We start from the raw sequence: 19,947 nt of genomic DNA on the forward strand, positions 1-19,947 counted from the left end.
GCTCCGGAGAAGGTGCGCCGCGCCGGAGTCTGAGCGATAGCCTGGTTTTTGTCGCTATGGCAGCAAGCGGGGAACCGCCTGTGTGCAAAGAGGCAGACTATTTAATGAAAGACAAGGTGCTGAAGGCAGATGGCGCGCTCTTGGCGCTGCCCCGCCGCGGTGGAAGATACGGTTGCCTCCACGCGCCGGATGAGAATGGAGACGAGCAGGCGGCGTTCTTCCTCGCTGGCATGGGACCAGATGAGGGGCCACTCGGTCAGCAGGCTGGGGTCGGGGAGAGGAGCAGCAGGGAGGAAGGCAGCTCGCGGAGGATTCGATTCGTCCGCTTCCGATTGCAATGCCGCCATTTTTTCGCGAAACGCTTCGAGGGAGAGCAGCCCTTCCTCGTAGGCTGCCTCCCAGCGCCGCCGTTTGCGCTCCCGCTTCCGCTCCAGCTCCTCTGCGCTCGCGCCAGCGACTGGGCGAAGCGATTCCCGTGCTTCCGCATAAGCGGCGAGCGCTTCTTTTGCATAGCGCATCAGCTCGGTGAGAATCGCCTGCTCCAGCCGATCTTCGCGGATGGCAGGGGCGTCGCAGCGACCAGCCTGCTTGTTTTTACATAAATAGTAGCGATGCACATACAGCCTCCCGCCGCTTTTGCTCTTCGCCGTTTTTCCGCGCATCGGCGCGTTGCAGCGCGAGCAGTAGAGCAAGCCGGAAAAAGAAAACGACGAGCCGAGGACGCGCGGATGGAGCGAACCGCGTGCCGCCATTTTTTTTTGCACGCGGGCAAAGCACGCTTTGTCGATGATCGCAGGATGCGTCGCTTCCTCGATAATCCACTCCTCGGGCGCGTTTTGGCGCTGGAGCGAATCGGTGTAGTTCCAGCGCAAAGCCCCGTGGTACACCGGGTTTTTCAACAGGCGCAGGACGGCGCTTGCACTCCAGCGTGCGCCATTTTTTCCGCGCAGACCTTCGCGGTTCGCCCACTCGGCGATCTGGCGGGGAGACTCGCCTTTTTCGTAGCGGGCAAACATCTCGCGCACGCCAGCGGCCTCCGCGGGCTGGACAGTCAATTCCCCGGCCAGAAGCTCGTAACCAAAAGGCGGCGGGCCGCCTGGCCGTTTGCGTTCCCGCGCCATTTGCTCCATGCCGAGCTTGACCCGCTCCGCCAAATTTTCCCGCTCCCACTGCGCGAGCGCCGCCACCAGCGTAATAAACAGCCGGCCGATCGCCGTCGTCGTATCGTACACCTCCGTGCAGCTTTTGAAGCGCACGTCGTACTTTTCAAACTCCTGCAGCAGCCGATACAAATCCAGCACGGAGCGGGTGAGGCGATCGAGCCGATAGACGAGCACGACGTCGATGTTCCCTTCCCGGATATCGCGCAGGAGCCGCTTGAGCGCGGGGCGGTTTGTGTCCTTGGCGCTGATCCCTTCGTCGGCGTAGATCGCCGCAACCTCCCACCCTTGAGAGTGAACGTAAGCCAACAGCTTTTCCCGCTGGGCCGGGATCGAAAAGCCTTCCCGCGCCTGGTCTTCGGTGCTGACGCGCATGTAGACAGCCGTTCGCATCGGATTCCCTCCCGTCGACTGAGATTGCTAGAGTCTACAGCAAAATGCCGGTTTGTATGCCTGGCCCGCAAAAGAAAACTCGGCGTTTCCAAGCACAAAAAAACCCCGCTCATCCTTTTTTGGACAAGTGGGGCGACGCTACATCCATTTTTGTCCCCATTCGTGAATGGATTCAATGACCGGACGCAGATCCCTTCCTTTTTCTGTCAATTCATACTCGATGCGAACAGGGATTTCCGGATATACCTTGCGCTCCAAAATTCCCAGCTCCTCCAGCTCTTTCAGCCGTTCCGAGAGCATTTTGTCGCTCATGTGCGGAACCATCTCGCGAATATCCTTGAAGCGAACAGCGCCGCGCAGCAACACGTGAATGATTAGACCTGTCCAGCGTTTGCCCAGGACATTAATGGCGCATTCGTACTTGGGACACATGTGTTCGCCAGCAAACTCTTGACTCATGTCGGCGTCACCTCTATATTGCATGGTTGTGTTATCGCTTATTGTACCAGATAAGCTTGAAAAAAGTAAGTAACGAAGTGTTTGGGGACCGCCCCTCTATGTTGTTGCCTATTGGGCCCGTATGTATGCGGACGAATTTGGCCGACCGCCTGCGGATGGGCCTGGAGGCGATCAAGCCCGATTCGCCAACGAAGCGTTTCGCATGCAGGCAAACGCACATAAACTGTGGCGAACGATTCGAGAAGAAGAGGGTGTTAAGATGCTTCCCAAACGGGTGATCGGGATTTTGACCTGGCGCCAGGGACAGCGCTTTGGCGAGCCGGACTATTTGCGCAAGCTCGTGCTGGCCGGGCAGAAGCTGGGGGCAGAAATCTACCTGTTTTCGCATCAGGACGTACACGGAAAAGAAAAAAAGATCAGAGGCTTTGTGCCGAAAGCAGGGGGCGGCTGGACCAGCCGATGGTTTCCCTGGCCGGAGGTGGTTATTGACCGTTATCGGCGGCGCGTGCCAGAGTACATCCGCATGCGCAACAGCGACCTGTTTTTCTTTGCGAACAGCCCGTTTTCCAAAAAGTGGCGTGTGACGCAACTGCTGGCCAAAGACGAACGGGTCAAACGCTGGATTCCCGAGACGCATTTGTACGAAAAAAAGAAAATGACAAGCATGCTGGCGCGTTACCCGCTGGTGTATGTCAAGCCGGGGAACGGTTCCGGCGGCAAAAGCATTTTGCGGGTAGCGGCTGTCGGCAAGGAATATGCCCTTTCCGGGCGCGACAAGCAGTATCAGGTGCATACGGCCAGGCTGGACAGCAAGGCGGCCGTGGAGAACTGGGTCGGCCGCTGGGTTGCGGAGCAGCGAATTGCCGATGGCAACTTTTTGGTGCAGCAAGGGCTTGATCTCGGGCTGATCCCCAATCATGTGGCGGATGTGCGGGTGTTAATCCAAAAAGACGCGGAAGGCGAATGGAGTGTGACAGGCAGCGGGGTTCGCATCGGGGAGCCAGGCAGCTCCACTTCCAATCTGCACGGCGGAGGACGGGCAGTTCCATTTGTGCCGCTGATCGAAAGCTGTTTCGGGAGAAGGCAGGCGCCGCACACCATCCGGGAATGCCACTTGCTTGCCCATGAGGTGGCGAGCACCTTGGAGGACTATTTCGGCCGGATGATGGAGTTTGGTCTGGACATCGGAGTGGATGTGAACGGGCAGGTGTGGCTGATCGAGGTCAATCCGAAGCCGGGACGCGAAGTTTTTCGCCAGATCGGGGAGCTGGACACGTATGCCAAAGCCATCGAGCGTCCGGTGCAGTTCGCGCTCTACCTTGCCCGCAGCAGGCAAAACCGGATGGCTCCGGAGAAGGTGCGCCGCGCCGGAGTCTGAGCGATAGCCTGGTTTTTGTCGCTATGGCAGCAAGCGGGGAACCGACACTGATGACCCATTCACCAACCTTGGTATGAGAAGAGTTGCCGAGCGGCAAAGGGTAAAGCTTGCAGTCCGCGTCAATTTTAATGACAGCATAATCTCTGACTCGATCAGCGATGATGCGCTTGGCTTCGAATACCTTGCCGTTGAACAGCTTGACAAAAATATTTTTCGATTTGCCGATGACATGCTGGCTGGTCAAGATATAACCTCTAGGATGGAAGATAAATCCGGAGCCGAAGCTGCGCTCGGTAGGCGTCGTCGATTTATATTCGTGGTCGATGAGGCTGCGGATCAGGGTATCGACGTCTTTAGCAAGGGGGGCGTCTTCTGTCACGATGGAGACGACTCCCTCCTGAACTCGCTCTACAATCGGAACAAAAAAATTGAACGGGTGCAGACTGCTGCTGCTCACAGGGTACTTTACTCGCGTATATTGGGACCATCTTTTACTTTTCACAAATATCTCCCCCTACAGCAGTAGTTAGGTATATATCATCTTATGGAGGGGCGAAAGGGAAGGGACGCCCAATTTGGTTCGGCCAGTGTGTTATATCATTATTTTTGATTGATATAATAAAGAAATAGCATTGGTATAATTATTAGAATCGAATTATAATACATGTAGTTAGAGAATATTTTGAACATAAAGGCTAAGCAGATGAATACCTGTACTTGTCTGAAAAGAGGGAATAATCTGCCTTGTCTGTAGAGAGAGAAAAAGAAAGATAATGGAGGATGCGAAGAGATGGATGTAAAAACGATCATACTTGGCTTTTTGAGCTACGGAGAGATGAGTGGGTACGATATCAAGCAGGCGTTTTCCAATAGCATTGGATTTTTCTACGACGCCAGCTTTGGAGCGATATACCCTGCGCTGCGCAAGCTGGAGGAAGAAGGACTGGTCACCAAGCAAGAAGTGATCCAGTCTGGAAAGCCCAATAAAATTTTGTACCAGATCACGGCACAAGGAAAAGAAGTGTTCCGTCAGGAAATCCAGACGCCGATTTTGCCTCCGGTGCTGCGCTCCGACATGCTGGTGAAAATTTTCTTCGGCAAGAGCCGCACGCCAGAGGAGCAAAGAGACATGCTGGAAAGCTGTCTGAATCTGCAACGGCAAATGCTTCAGCAAAGCCGGGCGTCTTTTAAAAAGCTGGAACTGCAATTTGACGAATATCAGCGCTTTTGCTGGGAATACACGATTCACCACCTGGAGTCGACGATTGCCTTTTTGGAGCAAAAGATGCCGACTCTCGTGAAGCAGCCAGCCTTGTCCGCTGCCTCCGGCTAAGCATAAGGCCGGCAGATGAGCTTTTCCAACCGATAACCGCATAAGCAAAAGAGGCTTCGCCAGAAACAGTCGGCGAAGCCTTTGTTTTTTGCGCTGCAGCAAGCTGGACACGCTTGGTCCTTCGCCTTTTGTGCAAGCAAAAGGCTTCGCCGGCCGAAAAAAGCATGGCGAAGCCAGGTCCAGACAGCTTACTTCAAGTTTTCCGGGTTGAGGCATTCGAGCTCAGGCACGACGAAGCGGCCGTCTTTGCGGATCAGGCGGTCGTCAAACCAGATTTCGCCGCCGCCCCACTCTGGGCGCTGGATCATCACCAGATCCCAGTGGATCGAGGACTTGTTGCCGTTGAAAGCGTCGTCGTAAGCTTGCCCTGGTGTAAAGTGGAAGCTGCCGTCGATTTTTTCATCGAACAAGATGTCTTTCATCGGGTTTTGGATGTAAGGGTTGACCCCGATCGCAAATTCGCCGACGTAGCGCGCGCCTTCATCGGTGTCGAACACTTCGTTGATTTTTTTCGTGTCGTTCGCGGTCGCTTCAATGATTTTTCCGTCCTTGAACGTCAGCTTGATGTTGTCGTATGTAAAGCCTTGGTACGGGGATGGCGTGTTGTAGGCGATCGTGCCGTTGACGGAGTCGCGCACAGGTGCCGTAAAGACTTCCCCGTCCGGAATGTTGGCTTCGCCCGCGCATTTGATCGCAGGGATGCCTTTGATCGAGAAGGTCAGGTCTGTGCCTGGTCCTACGATGCGCACCTTGTCGGTTTTTTCCATCAGCTCGACGAGGTTGTCCATCGCTTTGTCCATTTTGCCGTAGTCGAGCGTGCACACCTTGAAGTAAAAATCTTCGAAGGCAGCAGTGCTCATGTTGGCAAGCTGGGCCATGGAAGCGTTCGGGTAGCGGAGCACGACCCATCTCGTTTCCGGCACGCGCACGTCGAGCACAGGGCGCATCAGCAGCTTGGAGTACAGTTGCATTTTGTCGCCAGGCACGTCAGCCAGCTCGCTAATGTTGTCGCCGCCGCGAATGCCGATGTAGCAATCCATCTGCTTCATGAAGGAGACGTCTGCCTCGCGCATGACGCCAAGCTGGGTTTCGTTTACGCCGAGCAGCAGCTCGCGCTGGATGCTCTGGTCGATCAGTTGAACGTAAGGATTGCCTCCAGCTTCGTACACTTTGGCAATGACTGCTTTCGTCAAGTCCGTCACATTGCCGACGGCGTAGATTAAAACGTTTTCACCCTTTTGCACGCGGGTGGAGTAGTTGACCAGTACGTCTGCCAATTTTTCAATACGCGGATCTTTCATAGGAAGGGGATCCCTCGCTTTCCATATCATATCAGTATGTATTGTACACAAATCGCATAGAAAAAAGCTACCCATGCAAGGGTAGCGTGCGGAGGAAACGCGTTTACAGGATTCGGTTCTTCATGTATATGCAGCGTCCTGCGCCAATATGGCTATGTCAATCGCAGCCGCAGCCGATGATGACCAGCAGGATAAAAAGAATCAACACTAAGGTGAAATCATCGAGGTCTCCATTGAAAATGCTGCTCATAGGATGAACATCCTCCTTGTTGTGTGTTAAGCCTCTTGTGCTTACATCCATAACATATGGGTTTTTGCACAGTCCCGATACGGGCATTCGCCCATTTTTGGGAAGATTCTTTCAGTTTGGCCCACATCACTTTGCATGTTTATTATTCTGAAAAGCAGGAAAAGCTAGAGGATACGAAAAGACTTTGCAAAAAACGAAAGGATGTTATGGCGATGCAAAGATCATTATCGAGTCTTGCGCACGATCTTGTCCCAATTACCATCAATGTAGGCGAGGATTTCAAATCCATTGTGTGGAAAGCCCAGTACGATATGGATTTCAATACGGAATGCTTGTTTTGCTTTTCAGAGCGCATTACAGGATACCGGGTGGAAGACGAGGCAGGGCATTCCGGCAAGGTAGCTGTCTGCCCGCACTGTGAAAAGGTCAACGCGATTTACGCATAAGCACGGCAAAAGCCGGCAGCCAAAAACGATGCTCTCAAGCTGGAGGGCATCGTTTTTTCGTTTTTTCACGTGCGGGCGCTGGGCTTATATGCGGAGAAAAACGTTTGTTCCAGTGCCAAAAGGACCAGTCTGTGCCGTACTATATCTGCCACTGTATCCACCATGTACCACCTGGCGTTTAGCAGGATTGAAGAAGGCGGTCACGAATAGTATGAGAGGTATACATATGTAGATAGTTAGGGGTGAACTTTGTGCAAAAGAAATGCAGCCGCTGCGGGAATGACATGGAGATCGTCCTGCGCAATGTCGTGTATAAAAAACGGGTGAAAATCATGAATGTGCCCGTACACGTTTGCGTTGACGATTGCTGCGCTCATTCCCAGGTGGTAGATGTGATTAAGGATGATTTGAAATCACTCATGGAGGAACTGGGCCAACATCCGCAGCGCCAGGCGATCGAGTTTGAAGAGTTGTCAGAGTTATCCAACTTATTGGTACTTATTGCTAATGAGAAGGCAGACTCTTCGGTGCGAGAAGTGCTGGGCGAGAGGGTCAACGAGCTTCTGGATCTGTTTTTGTTGGCGCAGTCCCTAGGCGATCAAAAATGGATGCTGGAATTGCGTGAGCGATTGACAAAAATCATGGTATAAGAAAAAAGGAGGCGCTGTTGCAGGCGGCTCCTTTTTGGTATGTCCGCGCGGCCGCTTTTTGCTCCCTGCACCGCAAACGTAGACTTCGCTATCCAGATTTCGCTATACTGAAAACCAATAGCGACTCAAAAGGAGAGATACATGGTGGCACAAAAACAGCTTCATTCGCTCGAGGAACTGGACCAGTTCGTGGCCCAAAAAGGCAAAAAGCTTTTGTTCAAGCATAGCACCATCTGCCCGATCAGCACGTCTGCTTACGAGGAGTTCCAGGCGTACTTGCTGGAGCATCCGCTGGAAGCGGCTGTCATCCTGGTGCGGGAAGATCGCCCGGTGTCCAACGCGGTCGCCGAGCGTTTTGCGATCAAGCACGAATCCCCGCAAATTTTCCTGCTGGAAGACGGCGAAGTGAAATGGCACACGTCGCACTGGAAAATTACCAAGGATGCGATCAGCCAGGCGGTAGGGGCTTAAAAGACATCATCACGCAAAAAAGAGCTGTCGGTTCAATTCCGCAGCTCTTTTTTTGTGCAGATAAATCTTCCTCACGGCTTGGTGAGTCAAGCTTTTCAGATGGCTACTCCCAATACAGCTCCAGCTTGTCTCCGCTTTTCAGCTCGGTCTGGAAGCTGGCTTGCTCGCCGTTCACCAGCATGACAAAACCGGAGATGCTTTCGCTTTCCGGCTTCTCCAGCGAGAAGTTGACAAAGCGGAAGACGTCGCTGAATACAGGCGGAGCGGCTGGCGTAGATTTTACGGTAATCACCGCGCCGTCCGGCACCAGCTCGTCTGCCGCGGCCGCTTTTCCGTCCACGGTGATCGACACTTGCGCCACTGGCAGCACTACGCGTTCGCCGTTAAAGTACACAGTCATCGTCTCCTGGACCCACTCTTCCAGCGGAATCACATCGCGAATGGCCGGCGGCGGAACTTCCTCCAGGCGATAGTGCAGCTCATCGCCTTGCCGCACAGAATCGCTGTAAGCGGCGGGCTTGCCGTTTAACAAGAGGACCGGATTGTGGGAAGGCAGCGTATAAGACTGGCCGTTCACGCTGAAATGCAGCCCGGTTTGCGCAGGCTGTTTTTCTGACGGGAACAGCCCGGCTGACTCCAGCACCTCGGACACGGTGCGGGGGAGGCGAATCTCGACTTCTGCGCGATCGCTCAACTGGTCGTCAAGCTCGGCAGGGGTGCCGTTTACCCGGATCACTGGCCCGAGCGAGAGCGGACGGTCGTTGCAGAGGATGTCCAATGTGTCCAACTGGTCGAGCAGGTCGCGCACCATGACGCTGGCGTCCACGCCGTTAGTTCCGGCGACCACTGTAATGCTGTCCCCGTCGGCAATCGGCGAGTCGAGACTCGCCGCTTCGCCGTTTTTCAAGATGACCGGAGGGGTGCCGTGACCGCCGGGAATCATTTTCATCCTGCCGTTGACGGTGACGCTCATCGCCAGGCCCGGTCTGCCGTAGAGACGGCGAATGTCCAGCCCGGCGGCAATCAAGGAATCGCCCAAGGACATTTTCCGCAGGTCGAAAATACGCAGTGGCGTGTCGTTGACCGTGACGGTGACGTAGCGCAGAGGATGGCGGCGTGCGGCAACCGCGATTCCGACTGGCGTCACAAACTCCGGGCCGCTGAGCGCCGGATTGTCTCCCACGAACTGCTTGATGGCATCGCCGCCTCTGACCGCGACGCGCGCGGCAGGCATGTTCAAAAACTGGGCGACTTTTCCCGTCAAGCCAGGAGTGAGGCTGCCGCCGCCGATCAGCATGACAGCTTGCGGCGCTTTGCCGTTCAGCTCGATGATTTTCGTCGCGATCTTCTCTGCGAGCTGCGAGATGTCAGCCTCAATCGCGCTGGTTATTTCGGCTGCGCTCATCGTATGCTCCATGCCGAGAATGTCCGTGAAGGTGACGGACTCACGGGTGGACAGCAGGCGCTTGACCTCTTCTGCCATCGGAAAATCGAGCAAAAAGGCATTCATCAGCGCGTCTGTGATCTCGTCTCCGGCTACCGGGACCATGCCGTAAGCCGTAATCGCGCCTTCCTCGGTCAAGGCGACGTCAGAGGTGCCCGCGCCGATGTCGACGAGGGCAATGTTGAGCCTGCGCATGGTCACAGGGATGAGCACGTTGATGGCGGCAATCGGCTCCAGCGTGAGCGCCTGCATCTCCAGATCGCACCGCTTCAGGGCGGCGATCAGCGAGTCGACGACGACCCGCGGGAGGAACGTCGCGATCACGTCTGCGCTGGCCGTATCGCCGCGCTGGTCGATCAGGCTGCCGATCAGCTCTTCGTCCAGATAGTAGTTGACGACGCTGTAGCCGACACAGTAATAGCGCGTGACATCTTGCTCGCGCAGCTCCTTCGCCAGATCAGCCTGTGCTTCCTGCACCGCGGCAAACTCCAGCGCCACGACATCCTCGCGCGTAATAAACGCGTGTCTGGACAACGGCATGTCCACGCGCACGCGCCGGGTGCGTAGCGAGCGGCCGGCTGCCGCCACGGCTACTTGGTGCAGCGGGCCGTGTTTTTCTTCCAGTTCTTCTTTTATTTGCTTGATGACCTTCGCGACAGCGACGACGTCGTGAATCTGACCGTCCAGCATGGAGCGCTCGTCGTGCTCGCGAATCGCGCAATCCAGCACGCGAAACTGGTCTTTTGTCGATTCCACAATCAGTCCGACGACGCTGCGCGTTCCGATATCTAAGGAAAAAATCAGCTCAGGGGAGCCTGGTTCTGTATAGGCTGACAAAGGCAAGTCACTCCCTCGTTTTCGTGTAAATCTGCAGGAATAGATGAAGAAAGCAGTTAGAACATATATCCATTTGATTCGACCCAAGCGACAAAGAATCCTGTCGAAACAAGGAATCTTCCCGTTTTTGGCGAAGAATTTGCAAAGGTAAAAAAACATAAATAATTTACTTTCGCGCTTTTTGGCGCTAAACTGCTGACAAGGGAGTATGAATCGATTATAATAACCCTAATTTATCGCCAACCACCTAGTTGACCCATATAAAAAGAGGAGAGTGGAGAGACACATGGCACACGACCAAATTGAAACCATGCGCAAGCAGATAGACGAAATCAATCTGCAAATCTTGGATTTAATCAACCAGCGGGCGACATTGGTGCAAGAGCTAGGCAAAGAAAAGGAAAAGCAGGGCAGCAGCCGCTTCGATCCTGAGCGCGAGCGCCAAATGCTCAACCTGATCGTGGAAAACAACAAAGGTCCGTTCAACGACAGCACAGTCCGCCACCTGTTCAAGCAAATTTTCCAAGTATCTTTGGAACTGCAAAACGAAGACAAGAAAAAAGTACTGCTGGTCAGCCGCAAGAAAAAAGCGGAAGACACCGTGATTACGGTAAAAGGCGTCGAGTTCGGCGGAAAGAGTCCGATCCTGATCGCTGGCCCTTGCTCCGTAGAAAGCTACGAGCAAGTGAGAGCTGTCGCGGAGAACCACGCGAAGCGCGGTCTGAGAACATTGCGCGGCGGCGCATACAAGCCTCGTACGTCTCCATACGACTTCCAAGGTCTTGGCGTAGAAGGTTTGAAAATCTTGAAGCGCATCGGGGACGAGTTCAACCTCGTAACCATCAGCGAAATCGTGACGCCTGCCGATCTGGAAATGGCAGCCGAGTACATCGACGTCATCCAAATCGGTGCGCGCAACATGCAGAACTTCGAATTGCTGAAAGCAGCGGGCCGCGTGAACAAGCCTATCCTGCTCAAGCGCGGCTTGGCGGCAACGATCGAGGAATTCATCTACGCAGCCGAGTACATCGTCTCCGAAGGCAATGCGCAAGTGATGTTGTGTGAGCGCGGTATCCGCACTTACGAAAAAGCGACGCGCAACACGCTCGACATCTCGGCTGTGCCGCTGCTCAAGCAGGAAACGCACTTGCCAGTATTCGTCGATGTGACCCACTCCACTGGCCGCCGCGACCTGTTGCTGCCTTGCGCCAAAGCAGGATTTGCAATCGGCTCCGACGGCGTCATGGTCGAGGTTCACCCGGACCCGGACGTAGCGCTGTCCGATGCGAAGCAACAGCTCAACATTCCTCAATTCAACGAGTTCGTGGACGAATTGCTCGCTTCCGGCCTGTACAAAGGCGAAGTCGTAGCTGCAAGAGGATAACGAAACAGTTTGAAGTGAGTTTGCTGGCCCTTCCTGCGCGCGGGAAGGGCCTTTCTTATTTGACGAACCTTGGGCCGACCAAGTAAGCTAGGATTTAAGTGCTGATATCGGCAAAGGAGGCAATGCCAGATGAATGATCGTGACCACTGCTGCTCGTCTGATCGCGCCACCGTGCGGCCTGATAAAATCAAATCGAATCTCGTCTCCCGGCTCAACCGGGTCGAGGGGCAAATTCGCGGGATACGCGGGATGGTGGAAAAGGACGTCTACTGCGACGACATTCTCAACCAGATCGCGGCTGTGCAGTCCGCCTTGAATGCCGTGGGCAAAATGCTGCTGGAAGGACACATGAAAAGCTGTGTCATCGAGCGCATCCAGCAAGGCGATAGCGAAGTAATTGACGAGCTTTTGAAAACGATGAACAAACTAATGAAATAACGGCGGAAAAGGCCGCAAAAACGATTGCATCGATATACGGCTTGTCGTATCATAGGTGCATATATTTATGAAAATAACTATGAAAACCAATATATAGGGAAAGTGAGGGTGTGTGATGCCGGTTACAATCTACGACGTGGCAAGAGAAGCGGGGGTTTCGATGGCGACCGTCTCCCGTGTCGTCAACGGAAATCCGAACGTAAAGCCGTTGACCCGAAAAAAGGTACTGGCTGCAATTGAACGTCTGGGGTATCGACCCAATGCCGTTGCCCGCGGTCTCGCCAGCAAAAAAACAACAACCGTCGGTGTCATCATCCCGGATATCTCCAGTTTGTTTTTTTCCGAATTGGCGCGAGGGATTGAAGACATTGCTACCATGTACAAGTACAACATTATCCTCTGCAACTCTGACCAGCGGATGGAAAAGGAGCTGCAGCTCATCAATACGCTGCTCGAAAAGCAGGTGGACGGGCTGTTGTTCCTGGGAGCCGAGATCAAGGAGGACCATTTGCAGGCATTGACCAGCACGTCGGTGCCGACGGTTCTGGCTGCGACCCGCGATGCGGACAACGTGCTGCCGTCGGTGAGCATCGACCACTTCCAGGCTGCCTACGACGCGACAGAAGCGCTTGTTTCTCGCGGCCACAAGCGGATCGCGATGATCGCGGGTCCGCCTAACGACCCGCTCAACGGCCTGATGCGCTACGAAGGGTACAAAAAGGCGCTGAAGGACGGCGGCATCGAGCTGGACGAGGAACTGGTGGCGACAGGCAACTACTTCTACGAGTCAGGCTTGTCGACGACGAAGGCATTTCTTGCTCTGTCCGAGCCGCCAACGGCGATTTTCGCCGCCAACGACGAAATGGCGATTGGCGCAATCCACGCCATCCAGGACTCCGGCCTGAACGTGCCGGGCGATATTGAAGTCATCGGCCACGACAACATCCGCCTCGTGGAAATGGTGCGTCCGCGCCTGACTTCCGTGGTGCAGCCAATGTACGATATCGGGGCCGTGGCGATGCGCCTGTTGACGAAGTACATGAACAACGAAAACGTGGAAGAGCACGTGGTGCTGCTGCCGCACCGGATCGAGTATCGGGAGAGCACGAAGCCACAGCAGGCGTAATCGTTCTGCGGATGGACAGCATAGGAGGATGGATGATGCGGTACGGAATTATCGGCGCCATGGATGAAGAAATTGCGCTGTACCTGGAAGCGATGGAACAGACGGCTACGACCGTCAAAGCCGGAGTGACCTACTATACGGGCAAGATGGAAGGAAAAGAAGTCGTGCTGTGCAAATCGGGCGTCGGCAAGGTCAACGCTGCGGTCACGACGCAAATCTTGATCGACCAGTTTCAGGTGGAACGAGTCATTTTTACAGGGGTGGCCGGAGCGGTTCACCCGGAATTGAACATTGGTGATATCGTCGTCTCGACAGATTGCCTCCAGCACGATATCGACGTGACGCCGCTCGGCTTTGCCCCAGGGCAAATTCCTTTTACCGAGCAGTGGACGTGGCAAGCCGACCAAGAGCTGATGCAGCAGGCGATCGAAGCGGGCAAGGAGTTGGAAGCAGGCGTCCAGGTCGTGAGCGGCCGTATTTTGTCCGGCGACCAGTTCGTGGCGAGCCGGGAAAAAGTGCAATGGCTGTATGAGCAGTTCGGCGCTCACTGCACAGAGATGGAAGGGGCCGCGGTCGGACAAGTATGTGCGATGAACGGCGTGCCGTTTGTCGTGGTGCGCTCCATGTCCGACAAGGCAGACGGCTCTGCGCACGTCAATTTTGTCGAGTTTACGAAGCTCGCCTCGCAGCGCTCGTACGCGATTGTCCGCAACATGCTGACCGCCTCCACAGGCGCGGCGCAACCGGGAGTGATCGTCTACTCGACGAAAAACTGCGTCGATTGCGACATGGTCAAGCAATGGCTGACGGCAAAAGGCATTTCCTTCGAAGTGCGCGACGTCATGACCAGCCGCGCTTACCAGGAGGAAGTCGAGCGCTTTGGCTTCATGGGCGTTCCGGTGACAGTCGTCGGCGACAAAGCGGTCAAAGGCTTTGCACCGGCTGAGTTGGAAGCACTTGTGCAAAAATAGCGAAAAACGAAGAAGCGGGAAGAACGGCATCGCAAGGGGATGCGCGGTCTGCCCGCTTTTTTTTGTTCCCTCTTGCCTCTTGCCACGCACAGGAGAGCAAAAAAAGAGCAAGCAAACTCATTTGCCTGCTCCAGTCGGCGCGTACAGAATTGCCCGCTCCAGAGTAATCCGGTTTTTTTCGGTAATCTCCGCCCGGCGGGGAATCGCCGGAAACGGTTCGTCAAACAGGCGCAGCGGCAACTGCAAATCAGTCTGCGGCTGCCAGCGCTGAAGCCAGCCGGGCGGCAGGTCGCCGTCTTCCAGCGGCTGATCGCTCATTTCGCTCCAAAGCAGCGTCCACGCTCGCGGCACGACCCGCCAAATGTCGTAGCCCCCGCCGCCTACCGCGATCCAGCGGCCGTCGCAATACTCATGGGCGAGCCGATGGGCAAGCCGGGGAATCGACTGGTAAATTTTCATCGAGCAGGAGAGGTGCGTCAGCGGATCAAACGTATGCGCATCGCAGCCGTTTTGCGTCAAGATCACGTCCGGCTTGAAGCCGTGCGCCAGCTTGGCTACCAGCTCCTCGTACACCTCCAAAAACGAATCGTCTTCCGTGAAGGCGTCGAGCGGGACATTGACGGAAAATCCGTAACCGCTTCCATCCCCGCGTTCCGACAGATTGCCCGTTCCTGGAAACAGGTATTTTCCCGTCTCATGGATGGAAACGGTCAGGACATTAGGATCATCGTAAAACGCCCATTGGACGCCGTCGCCATGATGCGCATCCGTGTCGATGTACATGACGCGGGCATTCCAATGCTTGCGCAAATAGGCGATGGCGACGGAGCAGTCGTTGTAGATGCAAAAGCCGGAAGCGCGTCCGCGAAAAGCGTGGTGCAGCCCGCCCGCCGGATTGAAGGCGTGCGCTGCCTCTCCTTGCATGACAGCATCGACGGCATTCAGCGTCCCTCCGACAATGAGGGCAGCCGATTCGTGCATATTCCGAAAACAGGGGACGTCCTCGGTGCCAAGGCCGTAGCTCATCGCCTGCGGCAGCTCTGCTTCGCTGTGCCCCTGCTCGCGGACGAACTCGATGTAGCGCCTGTCGTGGACGAGGGCGAGCTCGTCGTCCGTTGCCATGCGCGGCGCCAGCAAGTCTGACTCTGTGAGCAGGCCGTAGCTGCTCATCAGATCGTGCATGAGCAGCAGACGGCGCTGATTAAACGGGTGGTCATCGTGAAAGTAATACTTCGTGTAGTCGGGGGAGTAGATCAGACGAGCGTTCCGGCTCACAGGAGTACCCCCCCGTCTGTCGGTCCGATGACGTCAAAGCCTCTTTGCAGCAGCAATTGGGTCACGACGCGCGGATCAATCGTCTGGACGCGGAAGACCAGGTTCTTTTTCCCGGGGTTTTTGCCTGGAAACACAATGACGCTGGTGACGTTGACCTGGGCTTCGCGAAACACCTGGCTGACCTCTGCCAGCATGCCGACGCGATCTTCTACTTCTACCTCGATATGGGAGCTGGGCTTGTTGACGCCGAACAGCTCAATCAGGCTGGAAAACAGGTCGGATTCTGTCACAATCCCGACCAGGCGGCTTCCTTCCACGATCGGCAGCGAACCGATTTTATGCTCGTAAATTTGCAGGGCGGCGTCTTCGATGAAGTCAAGCGGGTGGGCGGTGATGACCTGTTTTTGCATGATGTCAGCCACAGGCTTGTGCAGGACGGTGTCGTCGTCATCATGGGTAAGCAGGCGGGAGGGAAGGGCATCGCGCAGATCGCGGTCTGAGACGATGCCGACCAGCATGTCATTTTCAATGACGGGCAAATGCCTGATGCGATTGGCTCTGAGCAGCAGTAGGGATTCTCCGATGGTAGTCGCAGGCTGAATGGAAACGACGTTTTTTCGCATGATATCTTCTACGCGCATGAATGAGGGCCTCCTTGCATCTTATGGAAAAGATGTCCAGACTAATAAAGAAAGCGATTCTGAAAGCGCATGGCATCAAAAGCGACGATTGTTTCAGCAGGAACTCGTTTTCCGATTTTGGCCATCAGACAGTTGGCGGGGTGCGAGCATATTTCCGGATCGTCTGTCGCCATCCAGGTCAGTCCGACGCTGCCCATTACTTTTTCCATGACCTTTCTGTACTGCCACACATCGAGTCCCGTTCCTTTCAAATCCCAATGCCAGTAATACTCGGTCGTAATAATGACGTAGTCTTCCATGGCGTCATCCATAAAGGCGACTTCAAGCAGTTTCTTGGCTACGCCGCCAGCCCGTACCTTGTGGCTGATTTCGATGGCGCCAAGCTCCAGCAGATCGGGCAGTTTGGCCATGGACCAGCGTTCCAGCGGATCGGGGTGGAGGAAGGTGACGTAACCGAGCACAAGGTCCCCTTCCCGGGCGATGATGATGCGGCCTTCCGGGAGATCCGCTATTTCAATCAGGGCCTCATGCTGTTGCTCGGGGATGCGAAATGCCTTGAGTCCTTCATCGAAGCGCAAGTCAGCCAAATATCTCCCCGTAATCGGTCCTTCGATAAGCAGTTCTTTTCCGTTCACGACCATGCTCGCAGAGTGATAGCGTTTGACGTGTTCCATCGGTTCCCCCCCCTAATGCTTGTAGAAAAAGAGAGATGGCGATTGTAACCATCTCTGCTGATTCTTCCTTACCTTAGTCTATTCTGTGGTGGTTGCTGTTACGTTGTTCGAATGTGGCGATTCTCCGTAACTGTTGACGGCGGTGATGTAGTAGCTGCCGTTCGGCACAGATGCCGTGTGTGTATAGCTCGTGGCGGATACCGTGTCGAGCAGCAAATAGCCGCTTGCCGCATCGGGGCTGAAATACACGTTATAGGCGATGACCTGCTCCGCTTGGCTGTTGCCTTTCCAGGACAGCTTCACGCTGTTTCCGCTCGTCTTTATCGACAGCGATTTCGGAGCGGAAGGCGGCGCGGCAGACGGGCTGTTCGTATTCGAGCCCGCATTGGAGTTCGAATTGCCGTTTCCGCCGTCTCCCGACCCTGATGGGCCAGGAGTGGTTTGGCCGTTTCCGCTGTTGTCAGTCGGCGTCGTGCCCGGATTTGCGCCTGGAATCTCCCACGTCTGGGCGCCGACAGAAGCGATGGCAGACGGCGAAGATTCGTTTCCGGCGATGTCGACCGCTGTGACATAGTAGCCTACGTCGCTTTGGCTTGCGGTCGTATCGGTGAAAGTCAGCTCAGCCGGATCTTTGACCGTGGCGATTTTGACGAAGCCGTTTTGCGCATCGGCGCGGTAGATGCGGTATCCTACCAGGTCAGGCTCTTTTGCCGACTGCCAGGAAAGCGCGATCTGCTTGCCGGAGCCGCTTGCGACGACGCCGCTTGGAGCGGCTGGCGTTCCGCCGACCTCTGTGCGCGGGTCTTCCTTGTCCGGCAGACGTTGTTCCCAATCTGGCGGCTGGACGGCAACGCTTTTGTTTTTGGCCTGAATCTGCTCCTTGGAAGGGAGCGGATCAGGGGAGCGGTAGAAGATGCCTTCGGTTACGAAATCGTCCGGAGTGCCTTCCTTCGCCAGATAGCGCTCGCCGTTGTACGTAATCAGGCGCGCTTTTTGGTGCGAGTCGTCCACCTTCGTCGGAACGAAGCGGCGGTTGAACAGATCGGTAATCAAATGCCCCGCCTGCTTGGACAGCTCGCTTGGCAGCAGCCCGGATTTGGAGTCGACTGTCGCTGTGACGATCCCCGACGGCTTCTGGAACGTAGCGTCAGGAGGAGACAGGTGTGGGTGCTTTTCGATAATTTCCTTCATGACCTTGCCCCAGACGACCATCGGCACGTATTTGTCTGCGTCCGGCATCGGGTACGGTTCGTCAAAGCCGACCCAGACACCCATGGACAGCTCCGGCGTGTAGCCGACGAACCACAAATCGTTGCTGTTGTTCGTAGTCCCGGTTTTACCTGCCACGTCGACCTTGCGCGGAACGAATTTGCGGATGTGCGTACCTGTTCCGGCATTGACGACGGAACGCATCATGTCCGTAATCAAATAAGCGGTTTGTTCGCTGTACACTTGCACGGGTTGGGCTTCGTGACGGTAGATCACTTTGCCCTGGCTGTCCTCGATCCGGTCGATGAGGTAGGCGTCCACGAACGAGCCGTGGTTGGCAAACGTGGCGTAGGCATTGGTCATTTCCTCTGCCGTCGTTCCGTATGTAAGTCCGCCGATTACGCCTGTCGCAGCGTAGTTGTCTGCGTCGACCAGCGTGGTGATGCCCATTTTCTTGACGTACTCCAGCGCGGTAGGGATTCCGACCTTCAAATACGTCTTGATCGCCGGGATGTTCCAGGACATCCGCAGCGCTTCCCGCGCGCTCATGATCCCTTGCCATTTGTTGTTCCAGTTTTTCGGCAGGTGAGAGCCGTTCTGGCCGTCGGCGAGCAGCACAGGTGCGTCGTCGATTGGCGAGGCTGGCTGCAAAAGTCCCAGCTCAAAGGCCGGAGCGTACGCCGCCAGCGGCTTCATGGCCGAACCAGGCTGGCGAGGAACCGTTGCGTGGTTCGTCTGCTCGACCGAGAAGTCGCGTCCGCCAATCATCCCCAGGATCGCTCCCGTTTTGTTGTGGATCAGCATGGCGCCGACTTCTTCCAGCGCGTTCTCGATTTTTTCCGTCTTGCCGTTCGAGCGGCGGATCGTGTAGGTGCGGTTTTTCCCGAAGTTTTTCGGGTCGGCCGCGACGGCCTGCATGATGCTGTAGACGTTTTTGTCAATCGTCGTGTGCACTTTGTAGCCTTTGCGCAAAATGTCGCGGCGCTTGTCCTCGACCAGTTGGCGGTATTCGTTGCGCCCGATAGTCGACTTGTCGCGCCCTTTTTCCGCGAGATCGGCATCGACGAGCTGACGGGCGGCCCGCTCCTCGATCTCCATCATCAAAAACGGAACTTCGCGATACGCCTGCTGGGTAGGCTTGGCCAACTGCGCCTTCAGATCGGCTTTGAGCGCGTCGTCGTATTGCGCCTGCGTGATGTAGCCGTTTTCCAGCATGCGGTCGAGCACCATTTTCTGGCGTTCCTTGCCGCGCTGGTAGCTCTCGGCGCGGAATGGCGAGTAGGCGCCAGGGTTTTGAATCATGCCCGCGAGATAAGAGCCTTCGCTCAGGTTCAATTCCTTTACATCCTTGCCAAAAATCCCTTTGGCGGCCGCCTGAACGCCGTAAACGTTCGAGCCGTTGGCGTTTTTTCCGAAGTAGATTTCGTTCATATAGGCTTCCAAAATCTGGTCCTTGGAAAACATGCGCTCGATCCGGATGGCGCTGAAAATTTCCCGCGCTTTGCGGGTGTGGCTCACTTCAGCGGAGAGGATCGTATTTTTTACAAGCTGCTGCGTAATCGTACTACCGCCTGTCACGACAGGTTGGTTGGTAAATTCCTGAATCGCCCCGCGTAGCGTGGACTGGAAGGAAACGCCTGAATGGTGGTAGTAGTTTTTGTCTTCTGTTGCAATAATGGCGTTAATTAAATAAGGAGAAACGTCTGCTTTTTTCACCAAGCGCCGGTCGCCTTCCTCAGCCCGCAGTTGGCCGATGAGAGAGCCGTCGTTGTAGTAGGCGAATCCAGTCAGATAATTGGTGAAAATTTTGTCCTCCAGTTCCTCCTTGCTGCGCACTGGCTCGTCCTTCACGAGTGCGGCAACATAACCTGTCACGATTCCTCCGGCGACAGCAGCTCCCATGAGTCCAAGCAGAAACACCATCTGAACGATGACCCATATCAGTCTGCCACGGCTACGGCGTCGCTTTTTTTTCGACGGTTCAGAGGAAGATGTGTGGTTATTCGACATAGTCTACGACCCCCTAGCATACCTCCTGATTATACCATACGAGGAACCTTGAGGGTACAAGCGATGAAAGGGACAATCGAGAAGTTCCGCGCCGCGT

The 19,947-nt window shown here is 55.3% G+C and carries 18 protein-coding genes and 1 pseudogene; 9 read left to right on the forward strand and 10 right to left on the reverse strand.

Annotation, left to right across the window (positions count from 1 at the left end; translation table 11 throughout):
- Positions 1 to 101: 101 nt before the first annotated feature.
- On the reverse strand, positions 102 to 1,553 hold the full coding sequence (locus AC3WJN_RS16165; protein ID WP_005828118.1) for a recombinase family protein: 1,452 nt from the start codon (positions 1,551 to 1,553) through the stop codon (positions 102 to 104).
- Positions 1,554 to 1,691: 138 nt separating this feature from the next.
- Entirely contained in the window at positions 1,692 to 2,012 is a 321-nt protein-coding gene (locus tag AC3WJN_RS16170; protein ID WP_005828119.1) for a winged helix-turn-helix transcriptional regulator, read from the reverse strand.
- A gap of 259 nt (positions 2,013 to 2,271) precedes the next feature.
- On the opposite strand from AC3WJN_RS16170, the gene AC3WJN_RS16175 reads away from it, so the two are divergent.
- Positions 2,272 to 3,390 (forward strand): YheC/YheD family endospore coat-associated protein, encoded by a 1,119-nt coding sequence (locus AC3WJN_RS16175; protein WP_007783182.1) that lies wholly within the window; start codon positions 2,272 to 2,274, stop codon positions 3,388 to 3,390.
- Between the two features lie 40 nt (positions 3,391 to 3,430).
- Here the strand turns inward: AC3WJN_RS16175 and AC3WJN_RS16180 are convergent.
- A pseudogene (locus AC3WJN_RS16180) lies at positions 3,431 to 3,892 on the reverse strand (S1C family serine protease); the annotation flags it as partial.
- A gap of 288 nt (positions 3,893 to 4,180) precedes the next feature.
- Between AC3WJN_RS16180 and AC3WJN_RS16185 the strand changes: the two are divergent.
- On the forward strand, positions 4,181 to 4,723 hold the full coding sequence (locus AC3WJN_RS16185) for a PadR family transcriptional regulator (RefSeq protein WP_005828125.1): 543 nt from the start codon (positions 4,181 to 4,183) through the stop codon (positions 4,721 to 4,723).
- Between the two features lie 188 nt (positions 4,724 to 4,911).
- On the opposite strand, the gene AC3WJN_RS16190 is transcribed toward AC3WJN_RS16185, so the two are convergent.
- A complete protein-coding gene (locus tag AC3WJN_RS16190) occupies positions 4,912 to 6,024 on the reverse strand; it encodes an aminopeptidase (RefSeq protein WP_007783187.1) in 1,113 nt (370 codons plus the stop codon).
- 157 nt (positions 6,025 to 6,181) lie between these two features.
- The gene (locus tag AC3WJN_RS16195; RefSeq protein ID WP_007783189.1) at positions 6,182 to 6,274 is read right to left on the reverse strand and encodes a YjcZ family sporulation protein; all 93 of its coding nucleotides are present in this window, start codon (positions 6,272 to 6,274) and stop codon (positions 6,182 to 6,184) included.
- 212 nt (positions 6,275 to 6,486) lie between these two features.
- Between AC3WJN_RS16195 and AC3WJN_RS16200 the strand changes: the two genes are divergently transcribed.
- The 3 genes from AC3WJN_RS16200 to ytxJ all read left to right on the forward strand — a co-directional run bounded on the left by AC3WJN_RS16200 (position 6,487) and on the right by ytxJ (position 7,841).
- Entirely contained in the window at positions 6,487 to 6,720 is a 234-nt protein-coding gene (locus AC3WJN_RS16200; protein ID WP_007783191.1) for a hypothetical protein, read from the forward strand.
- A 251-nt stretch (positions 6,721 to 6,971) separates the two neighbouring features.
- A complete protein-coding gene (locus tag AC3WJN_RS16205; protein ID WP_005828130.1) occupies positions 6,972 to 7,370 on the forward strand; it encodes a hypothetical protein in 399 nt (132 codons plus the stop codon).
- A 144-nt stretch (positions 7,371 to 7,514) separates the two neighbouring features.
- Positions 7,515 to 7,841 (forward strand): bacillithiol system redox-active protein YtxJ, encoded by a 327-nt coding sequence (gene ytxJ, locus AC3WJN_RS16210; RefSeq protein ID WP_492329305.1) that lies wholly within the window; start codon positions 7,515 to 7,517, stop codon positions 7,839 to 7,841.
- A gap of 103 nt (positions 7,842 to 7,944) precedes the next feature.
- On the opposite strand, the gene AC3WJN_RS16215 is transcribed toward ytxJ, so the two are convergent.
- Complete coding sequence (locus AC3WJN_RS16215) at positions 7,945 to 10,122, reverse strand: cell division protein FtsA (protein WP_051353942.1); 2,178 nt, start codon at positions 10,120 to 10,122, stop codon at positions 7,945 to 7,947.
- A 286-nt stretch (positions 10,123 to 10,408) separates the two neighbouring features.
- Here AC3WJN_RS16215 and AC3WJN_RS16220 point away from each other — a divergent pair, with 286 nt between their 5' ends.
- From AC3WJN_RS16220 to AC3WJN_RS16235, 4 genes are all read left to right on the forward strand, one after another.
- The gene (locus tag AC3WJN_RS16220) at positions 10,409 to 11,506 is read left to right on the forward strand and encodes a bifunctional 3-deoxy-7-phosphoheptulonate synthase/chorismate mutase (RefSeq protein ID WP_005828135.1); all 1,098 of its coding nucleotides are present in this window, start codon (positions 10,409 to 10,411) and stop codon (positions 11,504 to 11,506) included.
- Between the two features lie 129 nt (positions 11,507 to 11,635).
- Positions 11,636 to 11,944, forward strand: a complete 309-nt coding sequence (locus tag AC3WJN_RS16225; protein WP_005828137.1) for a metal-sensitive transcriptional regulator — start codon at positions 11,636 to 11,638, stop codon at positions 11,942 to 11,944.
- 115 nt (positions 11,945 to 12,059) lie between these two features.
- Positions 12,060 to 13,070 carry a catabolite control protein A gene (gene ccpA, locus AC3WJN_RS16230; RefSeq protein WP_007783203.1) on the forward strand — a complete coding sequence of 337 codons (1,011 nt, stop codon included), beginning with the start codon at positions 12,060 to 12,062 and terminating at the stop codon, positions 13,068 to 13,070.
- 35 nt (positions 13,071 to 13,105) lie between these two features.
- Positions 13,106 to 14,041 (forward strand): 5'-methylthioadenosine/adenosylhomocysteine nucleosidase, encoded by a 936-nt coding sequence (locus AC3WJN_RS16235; protein WP_005828140.1) that lies wholly within the window; start codon positions 13,106 to 13,108, stop codon positions 14,039 to 14,041.
- Positions 14,042 to 14,158: 117 nt separating this feature from the next.
- On the opposite strand, the gene AC3WJN_RS16240 is transcribed toward AC3WJN_RS16235, so the two are convergent.
- From AC3WJN_RS16240 to AC3WJN_RS16255, 4 genes are all read right to left on the reverse strand, one after another.
- On the reverse strand, positions 14,159 to 15,316 hold the full coding sequence (locus tag AC3WJN_RS16240) for an acetoin utilization protein AcuC (RefSeq protein WP_005828143.1): 1,158 nt from the start codon (positions 15,314 to 15,316) through the stop codon (positions 14,159 to 14,161).
- A complete protein-coding gene (locus AC3WJN_RS16245; protein ID WP_221843546.1) occupies positions 15,313 to 15,957 on the reverse strand; it encodes a CBS and ACT domain-containing protein in 645 nt (214 codons plus the stop codon). Before AC3WJN_RS16245 ends, AC3WJN_RS16240 begins: the two co-directional genes overlap by 4 nt.
- A 41-nt stretch (positions 15,958 to 15,998) precedes the next feature.
- On the reverse strand, positions 15,999 to 16,631 hold the full coding sequence (locus AC3WJN_RS16250; protein WP_005828146.1) for a hypothetical protein: 633 nt from the start codon (positions 16,629 to 16,631) through the stop codon (positions 15,999 to 16,001).
- Between the two features lie 78 nt (positions 16,632 to 16,709).
- Complete coding sequence (locus AC3WJN_RS16255; protein WP_007783209.1) at positions 16,710 to 19,850, reverse strand: penicillin-binding protein 1A; 3,141 nt, start codon at positions 19,848 to 19,850, stop codon at positions 16,710 to 16,712.
- Positions 19,851 to 19,947 lie beyond the last annotated feature (97 nt).

It is taken from the genome of Brevibacillus sp. FW306-2-1A-C05A (assembly GCF_058781555.1).

Excerpts from the sequence above, each read along its gene's own strand:
- AC3WJN_RS16165 (WP_005828118.1), bottom strand. The coding sequence starts at position 1,553 with ATGCGAACGGCTGTCTACATGCGCGTCAGCACCGAAGACCAGGCGCGG.
- AC3WJN_RS16170 (WP_005828119.1), bottom strand. The coding sequence starts at position 2,012 with ATGAGTCAAGAGTTTGCTGGCGAACACATGTGTCCCAAGTACGAATGC.
- AC3WJN_RS16175 (WP_007783182.1), top strand. The coding sequence starts at position 2,272 with ATGCTTCCCAAACGGGTGATCGGGATTTTGACCTGGCGCCAGGGACAG.
- AC3WJN_RS16185 (WP_005828125.1), top strand. The coding sequence starts at position 4,181 with ATGGATGTAAAAACGATCATACTTGGCTTTTTGAGCTACGGAGAGATG.
- AC3WJN_RS16190 (WP_007783187.1), bottom strand. The coding sequence starts at position 6,024 with ATGAAAGATCCGCGTATTGAAAAATTGGCAGACGTACTGGTCAACTAC.
- AC3WJN_RS16195 (WP_007783189.1), bottom strand. The coding sequence starts at position 6,274 with ATGAGCAGCATTTTCAATGGAGACCTCGATGATTTCACCTTAGTGTTG.
- AC3WJN_RS16200 (WP_007783191.1), top strand. The coding sequence starts at position 6,487 with ATGCAAAGATCATTATCGAGTCTTGCGCACGATCTTGTCCCAATTACC.
- AC3WJN_RS16220 (WP_005828135.1), top strand. The coding sequence starts at position 10,409 with ATGGCACACGACCAAATTGAAACCATGCGCAAGCAGATAGACGAAATC.
- AC3WJN_RS16225 (WP_005828137.1), top strand. The coding sequence starts at position 11,636 with ATGAATGATCGTGACCACTGCTGCTCGTCTGATCGCGCCACCGTGCGG.
- ccpA (WP_007783203.1), top strand. The coding sequence starts at position 12,060 with ATGCCGGTTACAATCTACGACGTGGCAAGAGAAGCGGGGGTTTCGATG.
- AC3WJN_RS16235 (WP_005828140.1), top strand. The coding sequence starts at position 13,106 with ATGCGGTACGGAATTATCGGCGCCATGGATGAAGAAATTGCGCTGTAC.
- AC3WJN_RS16245 (WP_221843546.1), bottom strand. The coding sequence starts at position 15,957 with ATGCGCGTAGAAGATATCATGCGAAAAAACGTCGTTTCCATTCAGCCT.
- AC3WJN_RS16250 (WP_005828146.1), bottom strand. The coding sequence starts at position 16,631 with ATGGAACACGTCAAACGCTATCACTCTGCGAGCATGGTCGTGAACGGA.
- AC3WJN_RS16255 (WP_007783209.1), bottom strand. The coding sequence starts at position 19,850 with ATGTCGAATAACCACACATCTTCCTCTGAACCGTCGAAAAAAAAGCGA.